Here is a 19,525-nt window from a genome sequence, read left to right as displayed (position 1 = left end):
GTATAAAGCTTGTATAGTTGCAAGTATTTTCGGGTATAGTATACTGAAAATTCCATATAACTTAAATAATAACAGTGAAAGGGGATATTTCTGTGGATTTGTCACTTGTTATCACATTCATTATTTTTATTATGCTAGGGTATTTTGTTTATTTAGCCATCGCAGATTAATGCCAAAACAAAAAGGAAGGGAGTATGTAAAAATATTTCCTTCCTTAGTACATCAAGCTTTTTTCAATACTCCAAAATGAAACTTGGAGGATTTTCTTATATTTACGTCAAATTTAAACCTTTCAAATCTAGAGCTGCGAAAATGATCCTTCAATACGACCCGTTCCCTTGCGACTCTTAAAGCTTCATCTATTAATTTCTGGGTGATATCCTCGTAGACTGCAAAACGGCTTAACGCCTTTATGCCATCAGATTCTAGAATATGCTCTTCAAACATCGGATCAAAATAAACGATATCATAGCAATGATCTGGAAGACTTTCGAGATAGGATAGAGAGAACATATTTACTACCCTTATTTGCTTCATAGCTTCATTCATCATGGGTATGTCCGCATTCCAAGATTTCAGACCCTTATTAACCATATAAGCCAAAAAGGGATTTGCTTCTATTCCCGTTACTTTCCCTTCCTTCCCTGCCACGAAGCTTGCCACTATACTATCTGATGCAAGTCCTAATGTGCAATCAAGAACTGTTTTCCCTGAACATATGGACGCTGCCTCAATAAAAGGATCATGTTCTCCTTTCATGATCCTCTTTATTCTGAACATGGCTGAATTCGGATGAAAAAAGAAAGGGTCTTTTTCACCGATAGGATAAAGCTCAAGTCTCTCTTTCCCAACAACGATACAATCATCTTTTTCAATCTTTTGAATAGCCGCAACAGAACGCTTTTTTCGCTCAACGTAATTACTTTCTAATTCTTTTGCTATATTAATTGCGTAAGTAGTCATGTCTTCATTTGTTCTGCCAGCTGTTGTTATAATCATCTCACGTCACCTGTATCTAAAAAGAAAAGGACGTCATAAGACATCCTAGTCAATTCGTATTTAACAATTTGCTTCAAATGAAGCAAGAAGATTTTCCATAATTGTTTCCATTGAATGATCTTCAATATCATGACGGTGAATAAAATGAACCACTTCTTTTCCTTTTAATAAAGCCATTGATGGAGAAGATGGCTCGAATCCTTCGAAGTATTCTCTCATTTTCGCAGTCGCATCTTTTTCCTGGCCAGCAAAAACAGTTACTAAATGATCAGGTTTTTTCTCCGTTCTTAGCACTGCTTGAGTTGCTGCTGGACGAGCTAGGCCTGCTGCACAGCCGCAAACAGAGTTGACAACGACAAGTGTCGTTCCTTCTGCGTTTTCTACAAATTGTTCAACCTCTTCAACTGTCAATAATTCTTTGAAACCCGCCTGTACAAGCTCTTGTCTCATTGGTTTAACCATTTGTTTCATATATTCTTCATAAGCCATTGACATTTTTCACACATCTCCCGTTTGTCATTTTATATGGTTAGAATACTATAACCTATGCTCAATTTCAAAAATATTATCTGGATCGATAAAGATAAAGTTAATTCTTTCTGGCTTCCGTCATCTGCTTCCAAACAGAACCCTTCGCTTCTTCTCCTTGCTCGATTCTTTCGATAGCAAGTTTTATTTGCATACTAACCTCAAATTCCGGATCATTTTCAGCTGCTTTAAGTGCAGGAAGAGCCGATTCATCTCCAACCTCGTACAGAAACATGGCTGCACGCCAGCGAACAAGCTTACTGCTATCCGTTAAAGCTTGCATCATTTCTGGCATGGCTTCTTTAAAGCCTAAATCAGAAAGACAGTCGCCTGCTGTTCTTCTTACAGTGACCGTTTTGTCCTTCAAAGCTTTATAGAGAAGAGGCAGAACTTGTTTATCTTCTATCATCCCTAAATAAACCGTTGCTAATCTTCTAATAGAAGCTTTTTCATCCTGCAGTGCTTTTTCCAACACTGGCAAATCAGAAATTTCGGGATCGTCCATTTGCTCAAGCTTTTGGTAACGGGTGCGCCAGTCTGGATCCTCTAAATCATTAAGATTAATTTTTATTAGATTGCGAACAAGCTTTTGATTGCTTTTTTCAGGATTTTTAGCTTGCTCAACAAACAGGTTAAGACGGCTATCCGGATAGGCTGCCATTAACTCTTCAACAACCTCTTTCCCTACTTGATCAAATTCACCGTAGCGTACTCCAACTTCCACCCATTTACGTACTAATACAACGTTATCCTCTTTTGACTGAGCTGCCGAAATAGCATTCATAAACACATCCGGCAGTCCAAAGCGCCTTTCTTCCGTTCCATCTGTCAGCTTCACTTGCATGGGGATCTCTTTATATTTTTGTACAAATACTTTGATTTCACCAAAGTGGTCATTTGTCTTCGGCCCATCATTTTTTTCCGCTTCTGCAGATTCACCGAATGCCACTCTAACTTGAGGAAGAATTTCTTTCCAGTCAAATTTGGCATTCCTTTCCACCGCTAAAAAGTCTGCTACATGATATACACCTTTCACTCCATCAATCATAAGGATCTGTTGAATGATTTTTGGAGCACCTTCTTGCTTTTCCTTTTTATAATTATTGCTTTTCCCCATAGGCAGCTCTTCATCCAAAATAACCTTCATCGTATTTGGACTTGGAGTTGGTTCAATTGACAATATTTTCACGGCAAAATCACCCTTTACACTATAATCAGCATGTTAATTACATTTATTTTAACATAAAGTGGTGAAAAAACAGCATTTACAAGCTTCGACTACCAACTTATCGTGTTCGATATAGACTATTAGTCTACAAGCTCAGAAAGATATGTCCAACGCTCAATCAAATGTTCTAGTTTTTCGTTTAATTCTGCTTCCTCGTCCATAAGTTTTTGCGCTTTTTCAAAATCGCTGCCTGTGTTCGCCATTTCTTCGGCAATTTCTTCTAATCGAGCTTCGACCCCTGCGATTGCATCTTCAATTCCGTCCCATTCTCTTTGCTCATTATAGCTAAGCTTTTTCTTCTTCGGTTTTTCTCTTTCCTTCTGTACTGGAGCTGCCGCTTTTTCCTGGATATTGGATTTCTCAGCTTCCTTTTCTAGATATTCCGTGTAGTTTCCGTAGAAGGAACCAATAAGCCCTTTCCCATTTAAGACGAGAAGCTGATCAGCGACTTTGTCGAGAAAATAGCGATCATGTGATACAGTTATGACTACACCAGGAAAATCTTCGAGATAATCCTCTAAGACCGTTAAAGTTTGTGTATCCAAATTATTCGTTGGTTCATCAAGCAGTAATACATTCGGCTCAGACATTAATATTTTCAATAAATATAACCGGCGTTTCTCTCCTCCAGAGAGTTTTCTAATTGGTGTTCCGTGAGTATAGGATGGGAATAAAAATCTTTCCAGCATTTGCGCCGCGGAAATGGTCTTCCCATCCGATGTTTCAACAACTTCTGCTGTTTCCTTTAAATATTCAATCATTCGCTTATTTTCATCCATGTCTTCGCTTTCCTGTGTATAATAAGCGATTTTGACAGTCTGGCCGATAATAATCTCACCAGAATCTAACGGGATTTTTCCAGCAAGAACATTCATAAGCGTTGATTTTCCAGAGCCATTTTTTCCGATGATGCCAATCCGGTCTCCTGGCTTTACGAGCAGATCAAAATCATTTAAGATGACTTGATCTCCATATTTCTTTGAGGCAGATTTCAGTTCAAAAACCTGCTTTCCGAGCCGGCTGCCGCTTAATGACATGTCGAGCTTTTCGGACGACTTCACAGACGCGAGCTCGTTATCTAAGCTTTCAAATCTCTGTATTCTCGCCTTTTGCTTCGTTGTCCGCGCCTTTGCTCCCCTTCTTATCCATTCTAATTCTCTTCTATATAGATTTTTTTGTTTATCAATTGTTGCTGCCTCATTTTCTTCGCGAATCGCTTTCGCTTCTAAAAAGGCCGCATAATTCCCTTTATAGCTATATAGCTTTCCGTCTTCTAGCTCAAACATTCTGTTCGTCACTCGGTCAAGAAAATAACGATCATGGGTAACTAATAAAAGTGCGCCCTGATATCTGCCTAAATATTCTTCAAGCCATTTGACGGAATCATAATCAAGATGATTTGTCGGCTCATCAAGAATAAGCAAATCTGGTGATTGAATTAAGCTTTGTGCGAGAGCAACCCTTTTCTTTTGTCCACCAGAAAGCTCCCCAATTTTCTTATTAAAGTCTTCAATTCCGAGCTTCGTTAAAATCGATTTTGCATTTGTGCTTGCATCCCAAGCATTCAACGCATCCATTCGCTTCTGCAGCTCAAATAGCTTTTCTTGAAAAACTTGATTTTCAGGGTCTTTGTTCATTTGGATCAATGCCTGCTCATATTCCCGCAACAAAATAAGAACCGGCGCATCACCCGCAAATACTTGATCTAACACGGTCATATGAGGGTCCAAATCAGGCTCTTGTTCCGAATAAGAGATCGTATAATCCTTCGGTGTCATGATTTCTCCAGAATCCGACAAATCCAATCCCGCTACAATTTTTAACAAGGATGACTTCCCTGTACCATTAACACCGATTAAACCAACTCTGTCTTTTTCTGAAATTGTGAATGAGATATCGTTAAATAGCTCCTTCTCCCCATATGTTTTTGTAATATTTTCGACTGAAATCATTTTCATGATTGACCATTCCATTCATTAAAAAATTCTTCAAGATAATTTTCCATCAATTGATGGCGTTTTTCAGCTATTTCCTTTGCAGTATCAGTGTTCAGCAAGTCCTTCAGCTTTAACAGCTTTTCGTAAAAATGGTGAATAGAGGATGACTTTCCTTTGCGATATTCCTCTTCTGTCATCGCCTCTCTTATTTGAAAATCAGGGGAATAAATGGGCTGGCCCTTCTTCCCTCCGAAAGCAAAGGTTCTCGCAATTCCAATCGCACCGATTGCATCTAATCTGTCAGCATCCTGCACAATTTTAGCCTCGATGCTTGTTAATACGGATTTTTTTCCGCCTTTAAAAGAAATGGAACCAATAATCTCGATGATTTGATCTCGGACTTTTTGTTCAAGTTCAAGTGCTTCAAGAAAATTAAATAACTTTCTCTCCCCTTCTTCTTTAGAAGAGTTCAGTTTCTCATCAGGAACGTCATGCAGCAAGGCAGCCATTTCAATAATAAATGGGTCGCCTTTGTTTTCCTTTTCACATATATATAAAGCATTTCTGCGAACTCGTTCAATATGAAACCAATCATGACCTGTACAATCTTCACCAAGAAGATCTCGTACAAAGCTTTCTGTTTTTTGTAATACGGCTTCCATAACAACTCCACCTTCACTTATCATCAAGAACCATTTTACCATGAAGGAAGAGGATAGTTAAAAAAATTACGTAGCCTGCATGACAACCAAACTATAAAATTTAATGTTTTGTATAATCCTTAGTAAAAAGGTATGGTTAATGCGATATTAATCTGGTAATATATATAAAAATGATAATTTTCAAAAAATGAATGCAGGTGAGACGATGAAGGTTGTAAATAATATAGCTGAATTAATTGGTGAAACCCCATTAGTTAGATTAAATAGACTGCCTTCCAAAGATGGAGCAGAGGTTTATGTGAAACTCGAGTACTTTAATCCAAGCCGCAGCGTGAAAGATCGGGCTGCTTATAATATGATTGTTGAAGCGGAAAATGCTGGACTCTTAAAAAGCGGTGCAACGATTATCGAACCGACTTCCGGTAATACAGGGATTGGCATTGCTATGAATGCGGCTGCTAGAGGGTATCGAGCAATTATTGTTATGCCCGATTCAGCTACGGCGGAAAGAATAAATATATTAAAAGCATACGGAGCAGAAGTAGTGCTTACACCTAGTGATGAAAAAATGCCCGGGGCTATAAATAAAGCTAGGGAAATTGCAGCTGGAACGAAAAACAGCTTTGTCCCTATGCAGTTTGAAAACGAAGCAAACCCTAATATTCACCGAATTACTACAGCCATAGAAATCATTGAGGCTATGGAAGAAAACGGGAAGAAGCTGGCTGCGTTTGTTGGAACTTCGGGGACGGGTGGAACGATTACAGGTACAGGTGAGGAATTAAAAAAATATGACCCTTCGATAACTGTACATGTTGTGGAGCCCGCAGGTTCTCCAGTATTGTCAGGCGGAGAGCCTGGTAAACATAAGCTAGTTGGCACGAGCCCAGGCTTCGTACCTCCTATTTTAAATACGTCTGTGTACGATGAAATTTTTCAGATAAAAGATGAAGAAGCATATGAAACTGTAAGGAAGCTTGCAGCCCTAGAAGGAATTTTACTAGGTCCCTCTGGTGGTGCGTCGGTATTTTCTGCCCTTAAAGTGGCAGAAAGATTAACGCCGTCAGATACTGTCGTTTGTATCGCTCCTGATACTGGTGAAAGATATTTATCAAGTGATCTTTTTGAATATTAATAACGGGATGGTCTGTTCATCCTGTTTTCTTTACACCTATATCTGATTAATTCCATATGAATAATTATGATTAAGTTGAGGTGAAAACATGTACTTAACTATCGATCGCATTAGTAAAAGTTTTAATAACGAAAAGAATAATAGAATCAAAGTTTTAGATAACATCAATTTAAACATTGAAAAAGGAAGTTTTATTTCTATTGTAGGTCCTTCTGGCTGTGGTAAATCAACATTGCTTTATTTGATTGCAGGGCTGGAAAAAGCTGATGAAGGCGAAATCAAGATGGATGGGAAAGGGGTAACTCATCCAGGACCTGATAGAGTAGTTGTTTTTCAAGAGGCTGGATTATTTCCATGGCTGACCGTACTCGAAAATGTAACTTACGGCTTACTTCTAAAAAAAATCCCGAAAAAACAAGCTGAAGCGAAGGCACTTGAAATATTAAAAATGGTTCATTTGAGCCGCTATACCGATTCCTATCCCCATCAGCTTTCCGGCGGGATGAAGCAAAGAGTTGCCATTGCACGCGCACTTGTGATGGAGCCAGATATTTTACTTATGGATGAACCATTTTCGGCGCTTGATGAACAAACGAGGATGGTCCTTCACAAGGAGCTGCTTGACATTTGGCGTAAAACAAAAGTGACGATTCTTTTTATCACTCATAATATTCGTGAAGCTGTGTTACTTTCGGAAAAAGTCATTGTGTTTGCCACTCGTCCGGGAAAAGTAAAAGAAATCATTACTGTTCAGTCGGCTAAAGATGGAGTCATGCCAGACAGTGTTACACTTCATTCCGAACAAAGAATCTTATCGATTTTAGAAGAGGAAATAGAAAAAGTGCTGAAGGAGGAAATGGGTGATGACTACAGCTTTAAGGCGGATCGGCTTCATCGTGATCATAGCGGCGATTTGGGAAATCACATCTAGATTTTCAGGTCTCCCCGCATTTATGTTTCCGCCGCTATCGCAAATATTCGAAACAATGTTCAATGGGATTGTAAACGGTCAAATAACAGTAGCCATTGGCGTTAGCTTAAGCAGAATTTTAATCGGCTTCTTGATTGCCATAATTTTAGGCACATTCATGGGTTATTTAATTTGGAAGTATAAATTCGTTGAAGATACACTTGGCTTCTTAGTGACGGCACTCCAGTCAATCCCAAGCATCGTGTGGTTTCCGCTAGCGATTATCTGGTTTGGACTGAATGATTTTGCCATTCTTTTTATCGTCACGATTGGTGCTACGTGGACAATGACAATCAGTGCCACGAGCGGATTTAAAAATGTGCCAAAGCTGTATCAGCGCGTGGCAAGGACATTTGGTTCCACTGGCTTTCATTTTATTCGGACAGTCATTATGCCTGCTTCTGTGCCGCAATTACTATCAGGTCTCCGAATTGCATGGGCTTTTTCGTGGAGAGCATTAATGGCTGGTGAATTGCTTGGAGCAGGCGGTGGACTTGGAAAACTTTTAGAAACAGGAAGGTCCCTCGGACAAATGGACCTTGTTATATCCGTAATGATCGTGATTGCCATCATAGGAACAATCATGGATAACATTGTATTTGTCCGACTGGAACGATCTGTTCAAACAAAATGGGGAATGAATTAACTATTAAAGGGAGTTGGAATGCGTTGAAAAAGTTATTAATCGCTGTCAGTGCTTTTTTATTAATCGGTCTTCTAAGTGCTTGCACACAAAATGGTAAAGAAGCTAGTAGTCAAGCCGAGGAACAAACGGTCAAAATCGGGTATTTCCCCAACTTGACCCATATCGCTACAATCGTTGCGCTTGAAAATAATTATTTTAAAGATGAATTTGGAGAGAGTATCAAAATTGAAACGAAAACAGTTAGTAATGGCGGTTTATTTATGGAAGCCATGACAACGAAAGCAATCGATGTGGGAACGGTCGGTCCTGGTCCTCTGCTGAATTTCTATGTAAAAAACCCTAAATTCCATATAATATCCGGGGCAGTAAATGGCGGAGCAGTACTAGTCGCCAATGAAGGAAGCCAAATCGAAAAGCTTTCAGACCTTGATGGAAAAAGAGTCGCCATTCCTGTTATCGGAAGCACTCAGGATGTTATGTTAAGGAAAGCCTTGCAGGATGTGAACTTAAATACAACAACGAACGGCGGAACTGTTGAACTATTTGCAGCTGCTCCAGCAGATACAGCTACACTTTTCGTCCAAAATTCTGTAGATGCGGCTGCCACTCAAGAACCGTGGGGTTATTTTCTAGAAACGCAGGCAAATGGAAAGCTTTTGCTTGACTGGGACCAGTTTGCTTGGGGCAAAGAATCAACAAATACAGTAGTCGCAGCAACTGACGAATTCTTAGAAAATAAAGAGCTTGTACAAGCATATTTAACTGCGCATAAAAAAGCGGTTGCCTTTATTCAAGAGAACCCAGAAAAAGCTAAAGAACTGGTTATCAAGCATATTAAAGATTTAACAGGAAAAGAAATTAATAAGGAAGAGACAACTGCCGCTTTTAATAGACTGCAAGTAACGACAAATGTGAACGAACAGGTAATTCAAGAAATGGCCGATATAAGTAAAGAAGCTGGCTATATTCCGAGTAACAATATTGATGGGCTGATTAATCTAAAACATCTTCAAGATTTAGGAAATTAATAGAAATAAAAAAGCTGTCCTTAAAAGAAATTTACATCTTCTCTTGGACAGCTTTTTTTATAATAAATTTTTATTCTAATCCATTAAACCAGCTAATACCAAGCGTATTCTCCCCCGCATGTACACCAATGGCTGCTCCAAGCGGATATGGCTGAAACGCAATTTCAGGGAACTCCACAATAAGCTCATCCTTCCACTTTAACGCTTCTGATTCATGTAATCCATACAAGATGTAAGCTTCTTTTATTGGTTTTTGCTGATGTGATTTTCTTAAAAGCTGAATCATTTTATCCTTCGCTTTTCTTTCACTTCTTACCTTTTCATTTGTGCTTAGTGCCCCATCAATGATAGCAATGATTGGAATAATATTCAGCATACTTCCGAGAAAAAATTGCACTCCAGACATTCTGCCGCTTCGATGAAGCTGTTCAAGACTGCCGATTCGTACATAAGTCTCATTCGTTTCACGTAACTTCTCCAAGCTTGATTTGATTTCTGCTGGCTCCATTCCCAACTCGGATAATTCAATCCCCTTTTTCACAATGCGGGTTAATGGATAAGTAAGGATCTTCGAATCAATTGTTATGACGTTTGAATCAACAAGCTGTGCAGCCTGTTCACTTGAAGAGGCGGTTCCGCTCAATTTGCTGGAAATATGAACAGAGAAAATCACATCATACTTTTCGCCAAGCTTTTCATACAAATCTTTAAATGCGCCAATTGAAGGCTGTGATGTTTTTGGCGGATTTTTTAATGTTTTTAAACGTTCATATAAATGTGCAGGTGTTAAATCTACCTCCAAAAATTCTTCCTCGTCTAATAAAATTGTAACCGGTATCGTATAAACATCTGGATGATTAAGCAGCTGCTCTTCTAAATATGCAGTACTGTCAGTAACCCATGCTATTTTAGTCAACATTTTTCCCCCTTATTGAAATTTATGTAAAACAGTGAAAGAGGTTGGCTAAATCACCAGCCCCTTTCACGAAAATGATAGTTTCAGTCAAAATCAGACTTTCTGAGCCAAACTTGATTGCAACAAAAATGGTTTAATCTTTGGGAAAACCTTTATTGCTGTATTATAAAACACGTCCTCATGATGCTCTTCTGGAATCAGTTTTTTTATAAATTCTATATATGGTCCAACGGGAACTAGCGGCCAATCTGTCCCAAACAGCAATTTATGATAGGAATCGGAAAAAACAAGCGCATGTCTTAAATGATCTAAAAACCTGCCTTCACTTTTGCTTATAAGTTCCTTTTCTGTTCCAACAAGCAGACCCGATAAATCGGCATAGACATTTGGATTTTTATAAATGATCTCAGCTCCTGTTAATGTCCATGGATCACCAAAATGAGCCATCATAAACGTCACATTGCGATGCTTTATAGCAACTTCATCAATTGTTAAAGGATGGGCATATTTTAACAGCCCTCTTTCCGAATAAGTGTCGCCAGTATGAAATACAATTGGCAGTCGATATTTTTCTGCCAGACGGTAAACAGGCTCATACACTTCATCATACGCATAAAAAGGATAGTAGCCTAAATAAATTTTCATCCCAACAACATTTGGCTTCTGAATCTCTAACTCAAGTCTTAGTAAAGCCTCTTCATTCAGATCATATGGGTTAATTCCTGGACAATAGACAATTTGATCCGGAAGAGACCTTGCTAGATCAAGTCCCATTGGCGTTTGCGCGTGATAATCAGGAAAACCCATTTCAGGTGTTTCAGTTACCCCCATCGCAATACTAAGGACGACATTAGCTTTATTAAATTCTTCTACATAGCCATTATATGAATAATCAACAAAAGATTGCTCTCTTGCTGTTTGATGAAAGGATAAAATATCTGAAAAATGAATATGTGCATCAATAATTTTCATATTAACTCCCTCTATAGCTGAAATTCAATTTGATGAAGCTAACTCAAAATAGAGTTTGATAGATTTCTTTTAGCAAAGAAAATTAAGCTACATCTCTTTATATATTTTGCCTTCTGCACATAGTTTACTTGAAAAGCCTCTTTATTCATATACCTTTCCTGAAAATTTATTCTAGGTACTATCTACTAGTCCAAACGAAATCCCCAATCTTAATAATCGTATTAGCACAATTTAATAATGTAAAGATAATATTGAATTTTTTACAAAAAAAGAACTCTGCCTGAGAATAGGCAGAGCATAAAAAAGATCATTTTATTATAGTCCGCAATCGATCTAGACTATCGATCATATAATCCGTCATTATCACTAAATCATCCATTTGATCCTCAGAGACTAGCCTGTTAAAGCTAATGATCGTTTCATTCTTGATCCAATCTTCATTTACGAACGGATCACAAATGATAGACTGCTTTATTGTTCTGTCCTGTCCCCAAATTTCTTTAAGCCCTTTTTCAATCTGTTGAAAAATCTTAAGCTCATTCGGATGCATCGTTAAGAATTTTACAAAAAGGTGACAGCCGGACAATCGATCTGATTGGACTGCTGGCAAAAGCTCAGCAGCCAAGTTTTCCAACCCAGCTTCCATGATGATGGAACAATGAAGATGTTCAGCATCATGTTGGTTAGAGAAAGTTACTTCATACCGCCGGGATAGCTTTGCAGTATTTATGAAGTCATTTCGATCGATAATGATAATGTCCCCCGCTAAATCACGATCATAAAGCGCTCCCTCAATCACTACCTTCATATTTTCAAAAGCTGTCGGATCAAACATCTAAATATCTATTAAAATAATCCAATTGCATTGCCATTCTCATCTACGTCCATTTTGAGCGCCGCTGGCAATTTAGGCAATCCTGGCATAGTCATTACATCTCCTGTAAGTGCGACAATGAATCCAGCACCAACAGATGGCTTTAATTCTCTAATCGTAATGGAGAAGCCAGTTGGGCGGCCAAGCTTAGTTGGATCATCTGAAAGAGAATACTGAGTTTTGGCCATACAGATTGGCAGGCTGCCCCATCCAAAGCCTTCGAAATCTTTAAGCTGCTTCTTCGCTTTTGATGAAAATTCAACTTTTTCAGCACCGTAAACCTTTTGTGCAATTGTAAGAATTTTATTTTCTAGTGTATCTGAAAGATCATATAATGGCTCGAAGTTGTTTTCTTGCTTTTCAATAACTTCAAGAACCTTGTTTGCAAGGTCTACGCCGCCTTCTCCGCCTTTTTCCCAAACTTCTGTTAATGACACAGGGATATTAGCCTGACTGCAAAGATCCATTAATGTCTTAACTTCATCCTCAGTATCTGTAATAAATCTATTAACTGCGACAACAAATGGCAGGCCAAAGCTTTCGATTGTTTCGATATGTTTCTTTAAATTGGCGAAGCCTTTTGTAAGAGCTTGTACATCTTCTCTTCCAAGATCTGTTTTTGGAAGGCCGCCATGCATTTTTAATGCTCTAATCGTTGCTACGATGACTACCGCTTCCGGCTTGATGCCAGCACTTCTAGATTTAATGTGCAGGAATTTCTCAGCACCAAGATCAGCGCCAAATCCACCCTCCGTAACGACATAATCAGCAAGTTTTGTGGCAGCTTTTGTTGCGAGTACACTATTACATCCATGGGCAATATTAGCAAATGGTCCACCATGAATAAAGGCAGGAGTATGCTCAATTGTTTGTACTAGGTTTGGTTTAACCGCCTCTTTTAGAAGCATTGTTAACGCACCTTGAACTCCAAGATCTGCAACAGTTATCGGCTGTTTATCATAGTTGTATGCAAAAACCATCCGGCCAAGTCTTTCCTTCAGATTTTTCAAATCAGTAGATAGGCATAGTACAGCCATGATTTCTGATGCAACAGTGATATCAAAGCCATCTTCACGAGGAACACCTTGAACAGGCCCGCCTAATCCGATTACCACTTTTCTTAGAGCACGGTCATTCATATCAAGAGTTCGTTTCCAAACAATTCTTCGCGGGTCAATGCCAAGCTGATTGCCCTGCTGAAGGTGATTATCAATGAATGCTGCAAGTGCATTATTAGCAGTCGTAATGGCATGAAGATCCCCAGTGAAATGCAGGTTAATGTCTTCCATCGGCAGAACTTGGGAGTAGCCTCCTCCTGTCGCACCGCCTTTTACACCCATTGTAGGACCAAGTGATGGCTCACGCATCGCAATGATTGCTTTTTTGCCAATTTTAGTAAAAGCATCCCCTAGGCCAACGGTAACAGTTGATTTCCCCTCCCCAGCAGGAGTTGGATTTATTGAAGTAACAAGAATAATTTTTCCATCTTGGTTTGTATCGATTTTTTGTAATGCTTCTGTTGATAATTTAGCTTTATATTTTCCGAAAAGTTCTAAATCATCTTCTTGAAGACCGATTTTTTTTGCGATTTCTGTTATTGGATTCATTGGTGATTGTTGAGCGATTTCAATGTCTGACTTTACAATTGGTTTTACATTCATTTTTTATCCCCCTATGCATCATCACAATTATGTAATCGTTTACTACCTTATCATTGTACCATTTATTTTATTTTAAGTAGAGTATGTTGAGAAAGTTTTTTATTATAAAACTTTTTTATCATTGCTACAGATGTTTTTCATTATTATAATAGATTTTAATTGAATTTTCTAACAGGGGGATGATGATTTGCCTATTAAGATTCCAAAGCTTTTGCCGGCAAGAGAAATTTTAGAAGAAGAAAATATATTCGTTATGGATGATGATCGTGCTCTCATGCAGGATATTCGACCTTTAAATATACTCATTTTAAATTTAATGCCTGAGAAGGAAAAAACAGAAACGCAGCTATTAAGGCTTTTAGGAAATACACCATTACAAGTGAATATTTCTTTTCTGAGGACAGCTACACATGAATCTAAGAACACAAGCCCATTGCATCTCGAGCAGTTTTATACTACCTTTTCTGACATAAAGCACCGCAAGTTCGATGGCATGATCATTACAGGTGCTCCAATTGAATTGCTTCCATTTGAAAAAGTGGATTATTGGGAAGAGTTATCTGAAATTATGGATTGGACGAAGAGCCATGTAACCTCCACCTTACATATTTGCTGGGGTGCCCAAGCTGCATTATTCCATCATTTCGGTATACAGAAATATGAGCTTTCAGGCAAATGTTCTGGTGTTTACTCACATCAAGTCCATGATCGTTCAGAGAAGTTACTCAGAGGGTTTGATGATGCCTTTCTAGCTCCTCATTCAAGATATACTGATATATTTATAGAAGAACTTGAAAATCATCCGACATTAAAGCTACTTTCGACATCTGAAGAAGCTGGGCCATTTATTTTGAGTGCGAATAATGGAAAACAAATAATGATAACAGGACATTTAGAGTACGAAGCGGATACATTAGCTGAAGAGTACCGCAGAGATGTACAAAAAGGATTGGATATTCATGTTCCTGATCATTATTTTCCAAATGATGACCCATCCAAACAGCCGTTAAATAGATGGCGCTCCCATGCCCATTTATTATTTTCAAATTGGCTAAATTATTATGTATACCAAGAAACTCCATATGAGTGGGATTAAAGTAGAAAAGCGGGAGCGCCCCCTAGGGGTGCCTCCGCTTTTCTATGATTGCTGTGAATAGTAAACTTCCTCAAACGGCTGGACGACAACAAACCCATTGCCTGAAAATTTCATTTGAATGGATTCTCCACTTCCTCTTCCAAGGAAGGTTTTGAAAGAAATATCAGTCACAAATTCAGGCTGCAACGTCCCTGACCAGGCAACGGTTGCATTCGGATCTGTAAAAACAGGATTATCAGGAGTAACGAGCAAGGTTAAAGGCTCATAATGCGAGGTGATGGCAACCATCCCAGTCCCTTCTAGACGAACATTGAAAAGCCCGCCTGAAAGCATCCCGGCCACTCGCCTCATTAACTTAATATCCCATTTGACCGATGGCTCAAATGCAAGTAAATCATTTCCGTTCACGAAAATAGAATCTCCCTGTAAATGAAGGATAGAGATTTTTTTCCCTTGATCGGCTAAATATAATTTTCCGTTCCCTGTCGCTTTCATTAAGGAAGTGCCTTCACCAGTTAATGCCTTTTTAAACATTTTTCCAATCCCATGTTCAAGAATTCCCTCCCGCTCAAATTTAATATTGCCGCGGTAAGATATCATAGCTCCAGTTTTTGCCCATATTTGGTTATTTAAATTAATTTCTAATATTCTTGGTGTTTCTAGTTCAAATAACCCTTCCCCTTTATCCTGCTGCTGAGTTGACTGTACAAAATCATTAATAGAATAACGGCTCAATTGTCTTCCCCCTAATCTTTCTTACCATTTTTCAGCATAAAAACCCACATAAATGAAAGGGACTGCTTTAATTCTATCGATAATGACCCTTTAGGAAGCTGCTCTGCTCCGCGCTTATACACGCCAAGCTCGCCGACTTTATGCCAATTATTTTCTTCTGAGAGTTTCCCAAATTCCCAAGGCATCATCGTATTACATATTACCTTTTCTTGATATAGCCGCTGGTAGCTATTTACTCGTGGCGCAGCTGTTGGGCCAAGAATACCAATGCAGGCGAATCCGCCTGGCTTCACAGCTCTTTGTGCTTCCATTAAGACCTTAAGAGGGTCCTCAGTCCACTCTAAAGAATTAATCGCCATTACAGCATCAAAGCTATTATCAAGAAAGGGAATGGCAGAAATATCACCTTTCATAAATTGTGAACGATTATGCTGATTAATTTCCTTTGCCTTCTCAATCATTTCCTCAGAAACATCAATTCCTGTAACCATATATCCAGCTTCGGATAACTCTAATGACCCAAAACCGTCCCCACAGCCAAGATCACCTACAGAACCGCCGGAAGGAACAAATTCTGCAAAAAATGACGGAATCTCTTTTCTGCTTCCACTTTCCCACATTTCTTGGCTTATTGAATTCCAGCTTGTAGATTTTTCATCCCATTGTTTCTCAGCCTCTTTACTCCATTCAAACTTTTGCATATTTCCCCTCGCTTTCACTTAATAAAAATTAAACAAATAAAATATAAGTATCTCCCTTATAATTTCTCTATAAAGAAAGCGAATCCTTTGTTTAAAAATACAATAACTGTGAAAAATAAGACTAATTAAAGGAGGAGAAACGATGTTTGAAGAACAGCTAGTGGCTGTACACAGAAACTATTTTGGAGATATTATCAGTTTTAAAACAACAAGCGGACGAATCATTTCCTATCAAAAAGCTTTACAAGAGGCAGAAAATGGACAGATATCTGGAGTGAATATACAAAATGGACAGGATGGAAATTCTTCCATATTAGTGCCTGAAACAGCCTTATCTTTTAATGATTGGCCTGATATGTATTAAAGGACCTGCTCATAGGCAGGTCCTTATCATTGTTCTGGCGCTAGCTTTTGTTATTGGGCTTCCTCTTGTTCTAGTTCCTGTTCTTTTACGTGTTCTTGCGCTTCCTCTTGATCTTCCTCTTCGTTTTGTCTTTGAATCTCTCTTAGTGCTTCAACCCGCTCGGCATCCTCTTCAAAATACTGAACGAGATCTCCGATTCTGTCGATTGCATCCCAGCTTAAATGATGTTCAATCCCTTCAACATCGCCGTAAATATTTTCTTCTTTAACCCCGATTAAACGGAGCATCTGCTCCAGCAAATCATGCCGAAATACAAGCCTTTTTCCAATCTTATTACCTTTTGAAGTCAGACTTAAACCTCTGTATTTTTCATAAACTAGATACCCATCTTTATCAAGCTTCTGAACCATTTTTGTTACAGAGGAGGGATGTACTGCAAGAGCTTCTGCTATATCTGAAACACGGGCATATGTTTTCTCGGCAATTAACATGTAAATCTGTTCGATATAGTCTTCCATACTAGGTGTTGGCATCGAATACCCTCCCATATGAACTGGCCAAATATCTTTGTCCTATTTTCGTATACTTCATTATATGAAATTGACTTTGCAAAGTGCCTATTTTTACAAGCAGGTGACAAAGTTAATATCATATAATTATCTTAAGGCCTTTAAAAAGTTTACTACATTCATCATAGTGAAACAAGGAATTCAATGGCTAATATTTACTCTATTGGTTCTGAAACATAAACTTTACTCTCTTTTCTTTATCATCCCACATAAGTTTTGCCGAAAAAGTTTTTTCCTTGCTTTTGAAACCATCCATTAATTCTGTCGCACCTTCCTGGAGCAGCTGCTTAAGTAACTTTTGTGTGATGGATTTACCCATAATTTTTTTAGAGATAGTAAAATTACATTTCGTTTTATTAAAATTCGTGCAGCCATAAAACTTTCCTTTATCAATGACCTTGCCTTCACAAAATTTGCATTTCCCAATGGCAGTTGCTTTCTTTTGCTTCGATTTACCTGGTGTAAAGCCTTCTTTATCTTCTTCATTAAATGCCCATTCCCCGGCATTTTTTACAGATGCTTCAATAATGTGCGACACCATTTTATTTGTCAGCTCCATAAATTGCTTTGGGGAGGCCTCACCATTTGAAATGTCTTTAAGGCGCTGCTCCCATTTGGCAGTCATCTCTGGGGACGCAAGAATCTCAGATCCGATTGCCCCAATTAATATTTTTGCCTTCGGTGTTGCATACACTAGATTTTTATTTATATCAATATAATTACGGTCTTTCAACATTGTAATAATGCCTGCTCTTGTTGCTTCTGTTCCAAGACCTTCGGTTTTCATAAGCACTTTTTCCAGTTCTTTGTCTTCTATATGCTTGCCAGCTGTCTTCATGAGTGTAATAAGCTGACCTTCTGTGTATCTTTTAGGAGGCTGGGTTTTACTTTCTTTTACCTCTGCCTTTATCACATTGCCTTTTTCTCCTGTTTGTAATGGAGGCAATTCTGGTTCATTGTCTTTTTCCACCTGCGGAATGACCTTCCTCCACCCCTCTTCAAGCTGAACCTTCCCCTTTGATAGAAATTTAGCTCTCCCTTCAACGAGTGTTTTCACGGTCGTATATTCGGTGACAGCCTTTTCATAATGTGCGGCAATAAGACTTCGCACGATGAGATCATACAGCTTTTTTTCATCAGGAGAGAGCTTTTCCAGGCTTGGTACTTGCTCAGTAGGAATGATGGCATAGTGGTCTGTTACTTTTTTGTCATTCACATATCTTTTATTATGAACTAGTGAATTTGTCGGCAAAGGGAAAAAGGGTTGATAATCACTGATTCGTCCGATCTTTTTCAGGATTTCCGGAAATAGCTCTGCTTCCCCTTTTGTCACATGTCTCGAATCAGAACGAGGATAGGAAACGATCCCTTTTTGATAAAGCTTTTGTAATACATCTAAGGTTTTTTTGGGAGGTAGCTTGAAGCGGCGATTTGCTTCTGCCTGAAGTGCTGATAAATTAAATAATAGAGGAGGAAGAAATTCCTTTTTTTCTGCCTGAACTTCTGCTACCTCCGCTTCTTTATTTTGGCAAAAAGCAGCAATTTTTTCGGCAAGTTCCTTTGTCTTTATTCGCGTCTCTCCGTCATTCTCCCATTTTCCCGTATACTTTTTTCCATTTATTTTAAATTGGGCTTGGACTTCCCAAAAAGGTTCTGATACAAAGCTCTGAATCTCGTTTTCTCTTTTTACAATTAAGGCAAGGGTTGGTGTTTGCACCCTTCCTACTGAAAAAACATCAGAAAACCCTTGCTGCTGGAGAAGAAGGCTATATAGGCGAGAAGCGTTCATCCCTACGACCCAGTCTGCACATGCTCTCGTATATGCCTCATAATAAAGGTTACGTGTTTCTGATTCTTCCAGTAATGATTGGAAACCATCTTTAATGGCTTTTGGGGTTAACGAAGATATCCAAAGCCTTTTCATCGGAAGCCTCGATTTAGTAATACGGAGAATATTTCTAATAATTAATTCTCCTTCACGGCCTGCATCCCCCGCATGGATAACTTCTGTCAGCTTAGGGTCGGAAAGAAGATTTTTTATTATGTAAAACTGTTTTGCTTTATCTTTCGTCACTTCATATTCAAATTGTGATGGAATAATCGGCAATGAATGCAGTGACCATTTCTTCCACGCAGAATCATATTTTTCTGGTGCTGCCAGCTGGCATAGATGGCCTACTGCCCATGTCACATAGGCTCCTTGGGGAAAAACATCATTTGGAAAAATTTCTACAAACCCTTGATGCTTCTTCATTTTAAAAACGGAAGCCAGCGTCACTCCCTGGTCAGGCTTTTCCGCAATAATAAGTTTCATCTATTGCTCACTTCCAATTTTGATGATAATTTTAGACAACTATATTAATACTACTGAATCAGTGAGCAAATAACTAGACTTAAATAAAACAGTTTTCTAATTAAATCTTTCATTTGCTTTGATCTTCCGAAATAAATCAGCCCCAAAATTGTTCGCTTAACAATTTTGGGGCTGTATTTAAATATTTGTA

The 19,525-nt window shown here is 38.6% G+C and carries 20 protein-coding genes; 7 read left to right on the top strand and 13 right to left on the bottom strand.

Going from position 1 to position 19,525, the window contains the following annotated elements; genetic code table 11:
* Positions 1-250, top strand: a 250-nt coding sequence (locus V7122_RS22600) for a hypothetical protein (RefSeq protein ID WP_335529329.1), incomplete at its 5' end; no start/stop codon positions are given.
* Here the strand turns inward: V7122_RS22600 and V7122_RS22595 are convergent.
* The 5 genes from V7122_RS22595 to V7122_RS22575 all read right to left on the bottom strand — a co-directional run bounded on the left by V7122_RS22595 (position 223) and on the right by V7122_RS22575 (position 5,354).
* Positions 223-999, bottom strand: coding sequence for a class I SAM-dependent methyltransferase (locus V7122_RS22595; RefSeq protein ID WP_335529326.1), 777 nt, complete (start codon positions 997-999; stop codon positions 223-225). The genes V7122_RS22600 and V7122_RS22595 overlap by 28 nt on opposite strands.
* Positions 1,000-1,059: 60 nt before the next feature.
* A complete protein-coding gene (locus tag V7122_RS22590; RefSeq protein WP_335346302.1) occupies positions 1,060-1,494 on the bottom strand; it encodes a BrxA/BrxB family bacilliredoxin in 435 nt (144 codons plus the stop codon).
* A gap of 94 nt (positions 1,495-1,588) precedes the next feature.
* Positions 1,589-2,716, bottom strand: coding sequence for a conserved virulence factor C family protein (locus tag V7122_RS22585; RefSeq protein WP_335529323.1), 1,128 nt, complete (start codon positions 2,714-2,716; stop codon positions 1,589-1,591).
* 119 nt (positions 2,717-2,835) lie between these two features.
* The gene (locus V7122_RS22580) at positions 2,836-4,713 is read right to left on the bottom strand and encodes an ABC-F family ATP-binding cassette domain-containing protein (protein WP_335529322.1); all 1,878 of its coding nucleotides are present in this window, start codon (positions 4,711-4,713) and stop codon (positions 2,836-2,838) included.
* Positions 4,710-5,354 carry an HD domain-containing protein gene (locus V7122_RS22575; RefSeq protein WP_335345422.1) on the bottom strand — a complete coding sequence of 215 codons (645 nt, stop codon included), beginning with the start codon at positions 5,352-5,354 and terminating at the stop codon, positions 4,710-4,712. The genes V7122_RS22580 and V7122_RS22575 overlap by 4 nt, the downstream gene beginning before the upstream one ends.
* Before the next feature lie 205 nt (positions 5,355-5,559).
* Between V7122_RS22575 and cysK the strand changes: the two genes are divergently transcribed.
* The 4 genes from cysK to V7122_RS22555 all read left to right on the top strand — a co-directional run bounded on the left by cysK (position 5,560) and on the right by V7122_RS22555 (position 9,133).
* On the top strand, positions 5,560-6,489 hold the full coding sequence (cysK, locus tag V7122_RS22570; RefSeq protein WP_335345421.1) for a cysteine synthase A: 930 nt from the start codon (positions 5,560-5,562) through the stop codon (positions 6,487-6,489).
* An 88-nt stretch (positions 6,490-6,577) separates the two neighbouring features.
* Positions 6,578-7,420, top strand: coding sequence for an ABC transporter ATP-binding protein (locus V7122_RS22565; RefSeq protein ID WP_335354497.1), 843 nt, complete (start codon positions 6,578-6,580; stop codon positions 7,418-7,420).
* Positions 7,353-8,105 carry an ABC transporter permease gene (locus V7122_RS22560; RefSeq protein WP_335345419.1) on the top strand — a complete coding sequence of 251 codons (753 nt, stop codon included), beginning with the start codon at positions 7,353-7,355 and terminating at the stop codon, positions 8,103-8,105. Before V7122_RS22565 ends, V7122_RS22560 begins: the two co-directional genes overlap by 68 nt.
* Positions 8,090-9,133, top strand: a complete 1,044-nt coding sequence (locus V7122_RS22555) for an aliphatic sulfonate ABC transporter substrate-binding protein (RefSeq protein WP_335529319.1) — start codon at positions 8,090-8,092, stop codon at positions 9,131-9,133. Before V7122_RS22560 ends, V7122_RS22555 begins: the two co-directional genes overlap by 16 nt.
* Before the next feature lie 70 nt (positions 9,134-9,203).
* Here the strand turns inward: V7122_RS22555 and V7122_RS22550 are convergent, their stop codons facing one another.
* The 4 genes from V7122_RS22550 to V7122_RS22535 all read right to left on the bottom strand — a co-directional run bounded on the left by V7122_RS22550 (position 9,204) and on the right by V7122_RS22535 (position 13,556).
* Entirely contained in the window at positions 9,204-10,049 is an 846-nt protein-coding gene (locus tag V7122_RS22550) for a DegV family protein (RefSeq protein ID WP_335529316.1), read from the bottom strand.
* 93 nt (positions 10,050-10,142) lie between these two features.
* Complete coding sequence (locus tag V7122_RS22545) at positions 10,143-11,021, bottom strand: amidohydrolase family protein (protein WP_335529312.1); 879 nt, start codon at positions 11,019-11,021, stop codon at positions 10,143-10,145.
* A 307-nt stretch (positions 11,022-11,328) separates the two neighbouring features.
* Positions 11,329-11,856, bottom strand: coding sequence for a hypothetical protein (locus tag V7122_RS22540; RefSeq protein ID WP_335488785.1), 528 nt, complete (start codon positions 11,854-11,856; stop codon positions 11,329-11,331).
* Positions 11,857-11,867: 11 nt separating this feature from the next.
* Positions 11,868-13,556 carry a formate--tetrahydrofolate ligase gene (locus V7122_RS22535; protein WP_335529310.1) on the bottom strand — a complete coding sequence of 563 codons (1,689 nt, stop codon included), beginning with the start codon at positions 13,554-13,556 and terminating at the stop codon, positions 11,868-11,870.
* Between the two features lie 187 nt (positions 13,557-13,743).
* Between V7122_RS22535 and metA the strand changes: the two genes are divergently transcribed.
* Positions 13,744-14,652: a homoserine O-acetyltransferase MetA gene (gene metA / locus V7122_RS22530; protein WP_335529308.1), complete on the top strand. Its 909-nt coding sequence runs from the start codon at positions 13,744-13,746 to the stop codon at positions 14,650-14,652.
* Positions 14,653-14,694: 42 nt separating this feature from the next.
* Here metA and V7122_RS22525 read toward each other — a convergent pair whose 3' ends face one another.
* Positions 14,695-15,387, bottom strand: coding sequence for an AIM24 family protein (locus V7122_RS22525; protein ID WP_335529305.1), 693 nt, complete (start codon positions 15,385-15,387; stop codon positions 14,695-14,697).
* An 11-nt stretch (positions 15,388-15,398) separates the two neighbouring features.
* Entirely contained in the window at positions 15,399-16,088 is a 690-nt protein-coding gene (locus V7122_RS22520) for a class I SAM-dependent methyltransferase (RefSeq protein WP_335529302.1), read from the bottom strand.
* Between the two features lie 142 nt (positions 16,089-16,230).
* Between V7122_RS22520 and V7122_RS22515 the strand changes: the two genes are divergently transcribed.
* Positions 16,231-16,452, top strand: coding sequence for a DUF3892 domain-containing protein (locus tag V7122_RS22515; RefSeq protein ID WP_335529300.1), 222 nt, complete (start codon positions 16,231-16,233; stop codon positions 16,450-16,452).
* Positions 16,453-16,502: 50 nt separating this feature from the next.
* On the opposite strand, the gene mntR is transcribed toward V7122_RS22515, so the two are convergent.
* Both mntR and V7122_RS22505 read right to left on the bottom strand, forming a co-directional pair.
* On the bottom strand, positions 16,503-16,985 hold the full coding sequence (gene mntR / locus V7122_RS22510; RefSeq protein ID WP_335348404.1) for a transcriptional regulator MntR: 483 nt from the start codon (positions 16,983-16,985) through the stop codon (positions 16,503-16,505).
* A gap of 196 nt (positions 16,986-17,181) precedes the next feature.
* Entirely contained in the window at positions 17,182-19,335 is a 2,154-nt protein-coding gene (locus V7122_RS22505) for a DNA topoisomerase III (protein ID WP_335529296.1), read from the bottom strand.
* Positions 19,336-19,525: the final 190 nt, after the last annotated feature.

This window comes from Bacillus sp. JJ1532 (genome assembly GCF_036965085.1).
In the GTDB taxonomy this organism is placed as follows: domain Bacteria; phylum Bacillota; class Bacilli; order Bacillales; family Cytobacillaceae; genus Cytobacillus.
The sequence above is the reverse complement of the archived record's forward strand: the minus strand, read 5'-3'. Positions and strand labels throughout refer to the sequence as shown.

Bases quoted from the DNA above. Each gene is read 5' to 3' on its own strand.
- V7122_RS22515 (WP_335529300.1), top strand. From the start codon at position 16,231: ATGTTTGAAGAACAGCTAGTGGCTGTACACAGAAACTATTTTGGAGAT.
- V7122_RS22505 (WP_335529296.1), bottom strand. From the start codon at position 19,335: ATGAAACTTATTATTGCGGAAAAGCCTGACCAGGGAGTGACGCTGGCT.
- V7122_RS22595 (WP_335529326.1), bottom strand. From the start codon at position 999: ATGATTATAACAACAGCTGGCAGAACAAATGAAGACATGACTACTTAC.
- V7122_RS22580 (WP_335529322.1), bottom strand. From the start codon at position 4,713: ATGAAAATGATTTCAGTCGAAAATATTACAAAAACATATGGGGAGAAG.
- V7122_RS22540 (WP_335488785.1), bottom strand. From the start codon at position 11,856: ATGTTTGATCCGACAGCTTTTGAAAATATGAAGGTAGTGATTGAGGGA.
- V7122_RS22555 (WP_335529319.1), top strand. From the start codon at position 8,090: ATGGGGAATGAATTAACTATTAAAGGGAGTTGGAATGCGTTGAAAAAG.
- V7122_RS22565 (WP_335354497.1), top strand. From the start codon at position 6,578: ATGTACTTAACTATCGATCGCATTAGTAAAAGTTTTAATAACGAAAAG.
- mntR (WP_335348404.1), bottom strand. From the start codon at position 16,985: ATGCCAACACCTAGTATGGAAGACTATATCGAACAGATTTACATGTTA.
- V7122_RS22520 (WP_335529302.1), bottom strand. From the start codon at position 16,088: ATGCAAAAGTTTGAATGGAGTAAAGAGGCTGAGAAACAATGGGATGAA.
- cysK (WP_335345421.1), top strand. From the start codon at position 5,560: ATGAAGGTTGTAAATAATATAGCTGAATTAATTGGTGAAACCCCATTA.
- V7122_RS22575 (WP_335345422.1), bottom strand. From the start codon at position 5,354: ATGGAAGCCGTATTACAAAAAACAGAAAGCTTTGTACGAGATCTTCTT.
- V7122_RS22535 (WP_335529310.1), bottom strand. From the start codon at position 13,556: ATGAATGTAAAACCAATTGTAAAGTCAGACATTGAAATCGCTCAACAA.
- V7122_RS22560 (WP_335345419.1), top strand. From the start codon at position 7,353: ATGACTACAGCTTTAAGGCGGATCGGCTTCATCGTGATCATAGCGGCG.
- V7122_RS22590 (WP_335346302.1), bottom strand. From the start codon at position 1,494: ATGTCAATGGCTTATGAAGAATATATGAAACAAATGGTTAAACCAATG.
- V7122_RS22545 (WP_335529312.1), bottom strand. From the start codon at position 11,021: ATGAAAATTATTGATGCACATATTCATTTTTCAGATATTTTATCCTTT.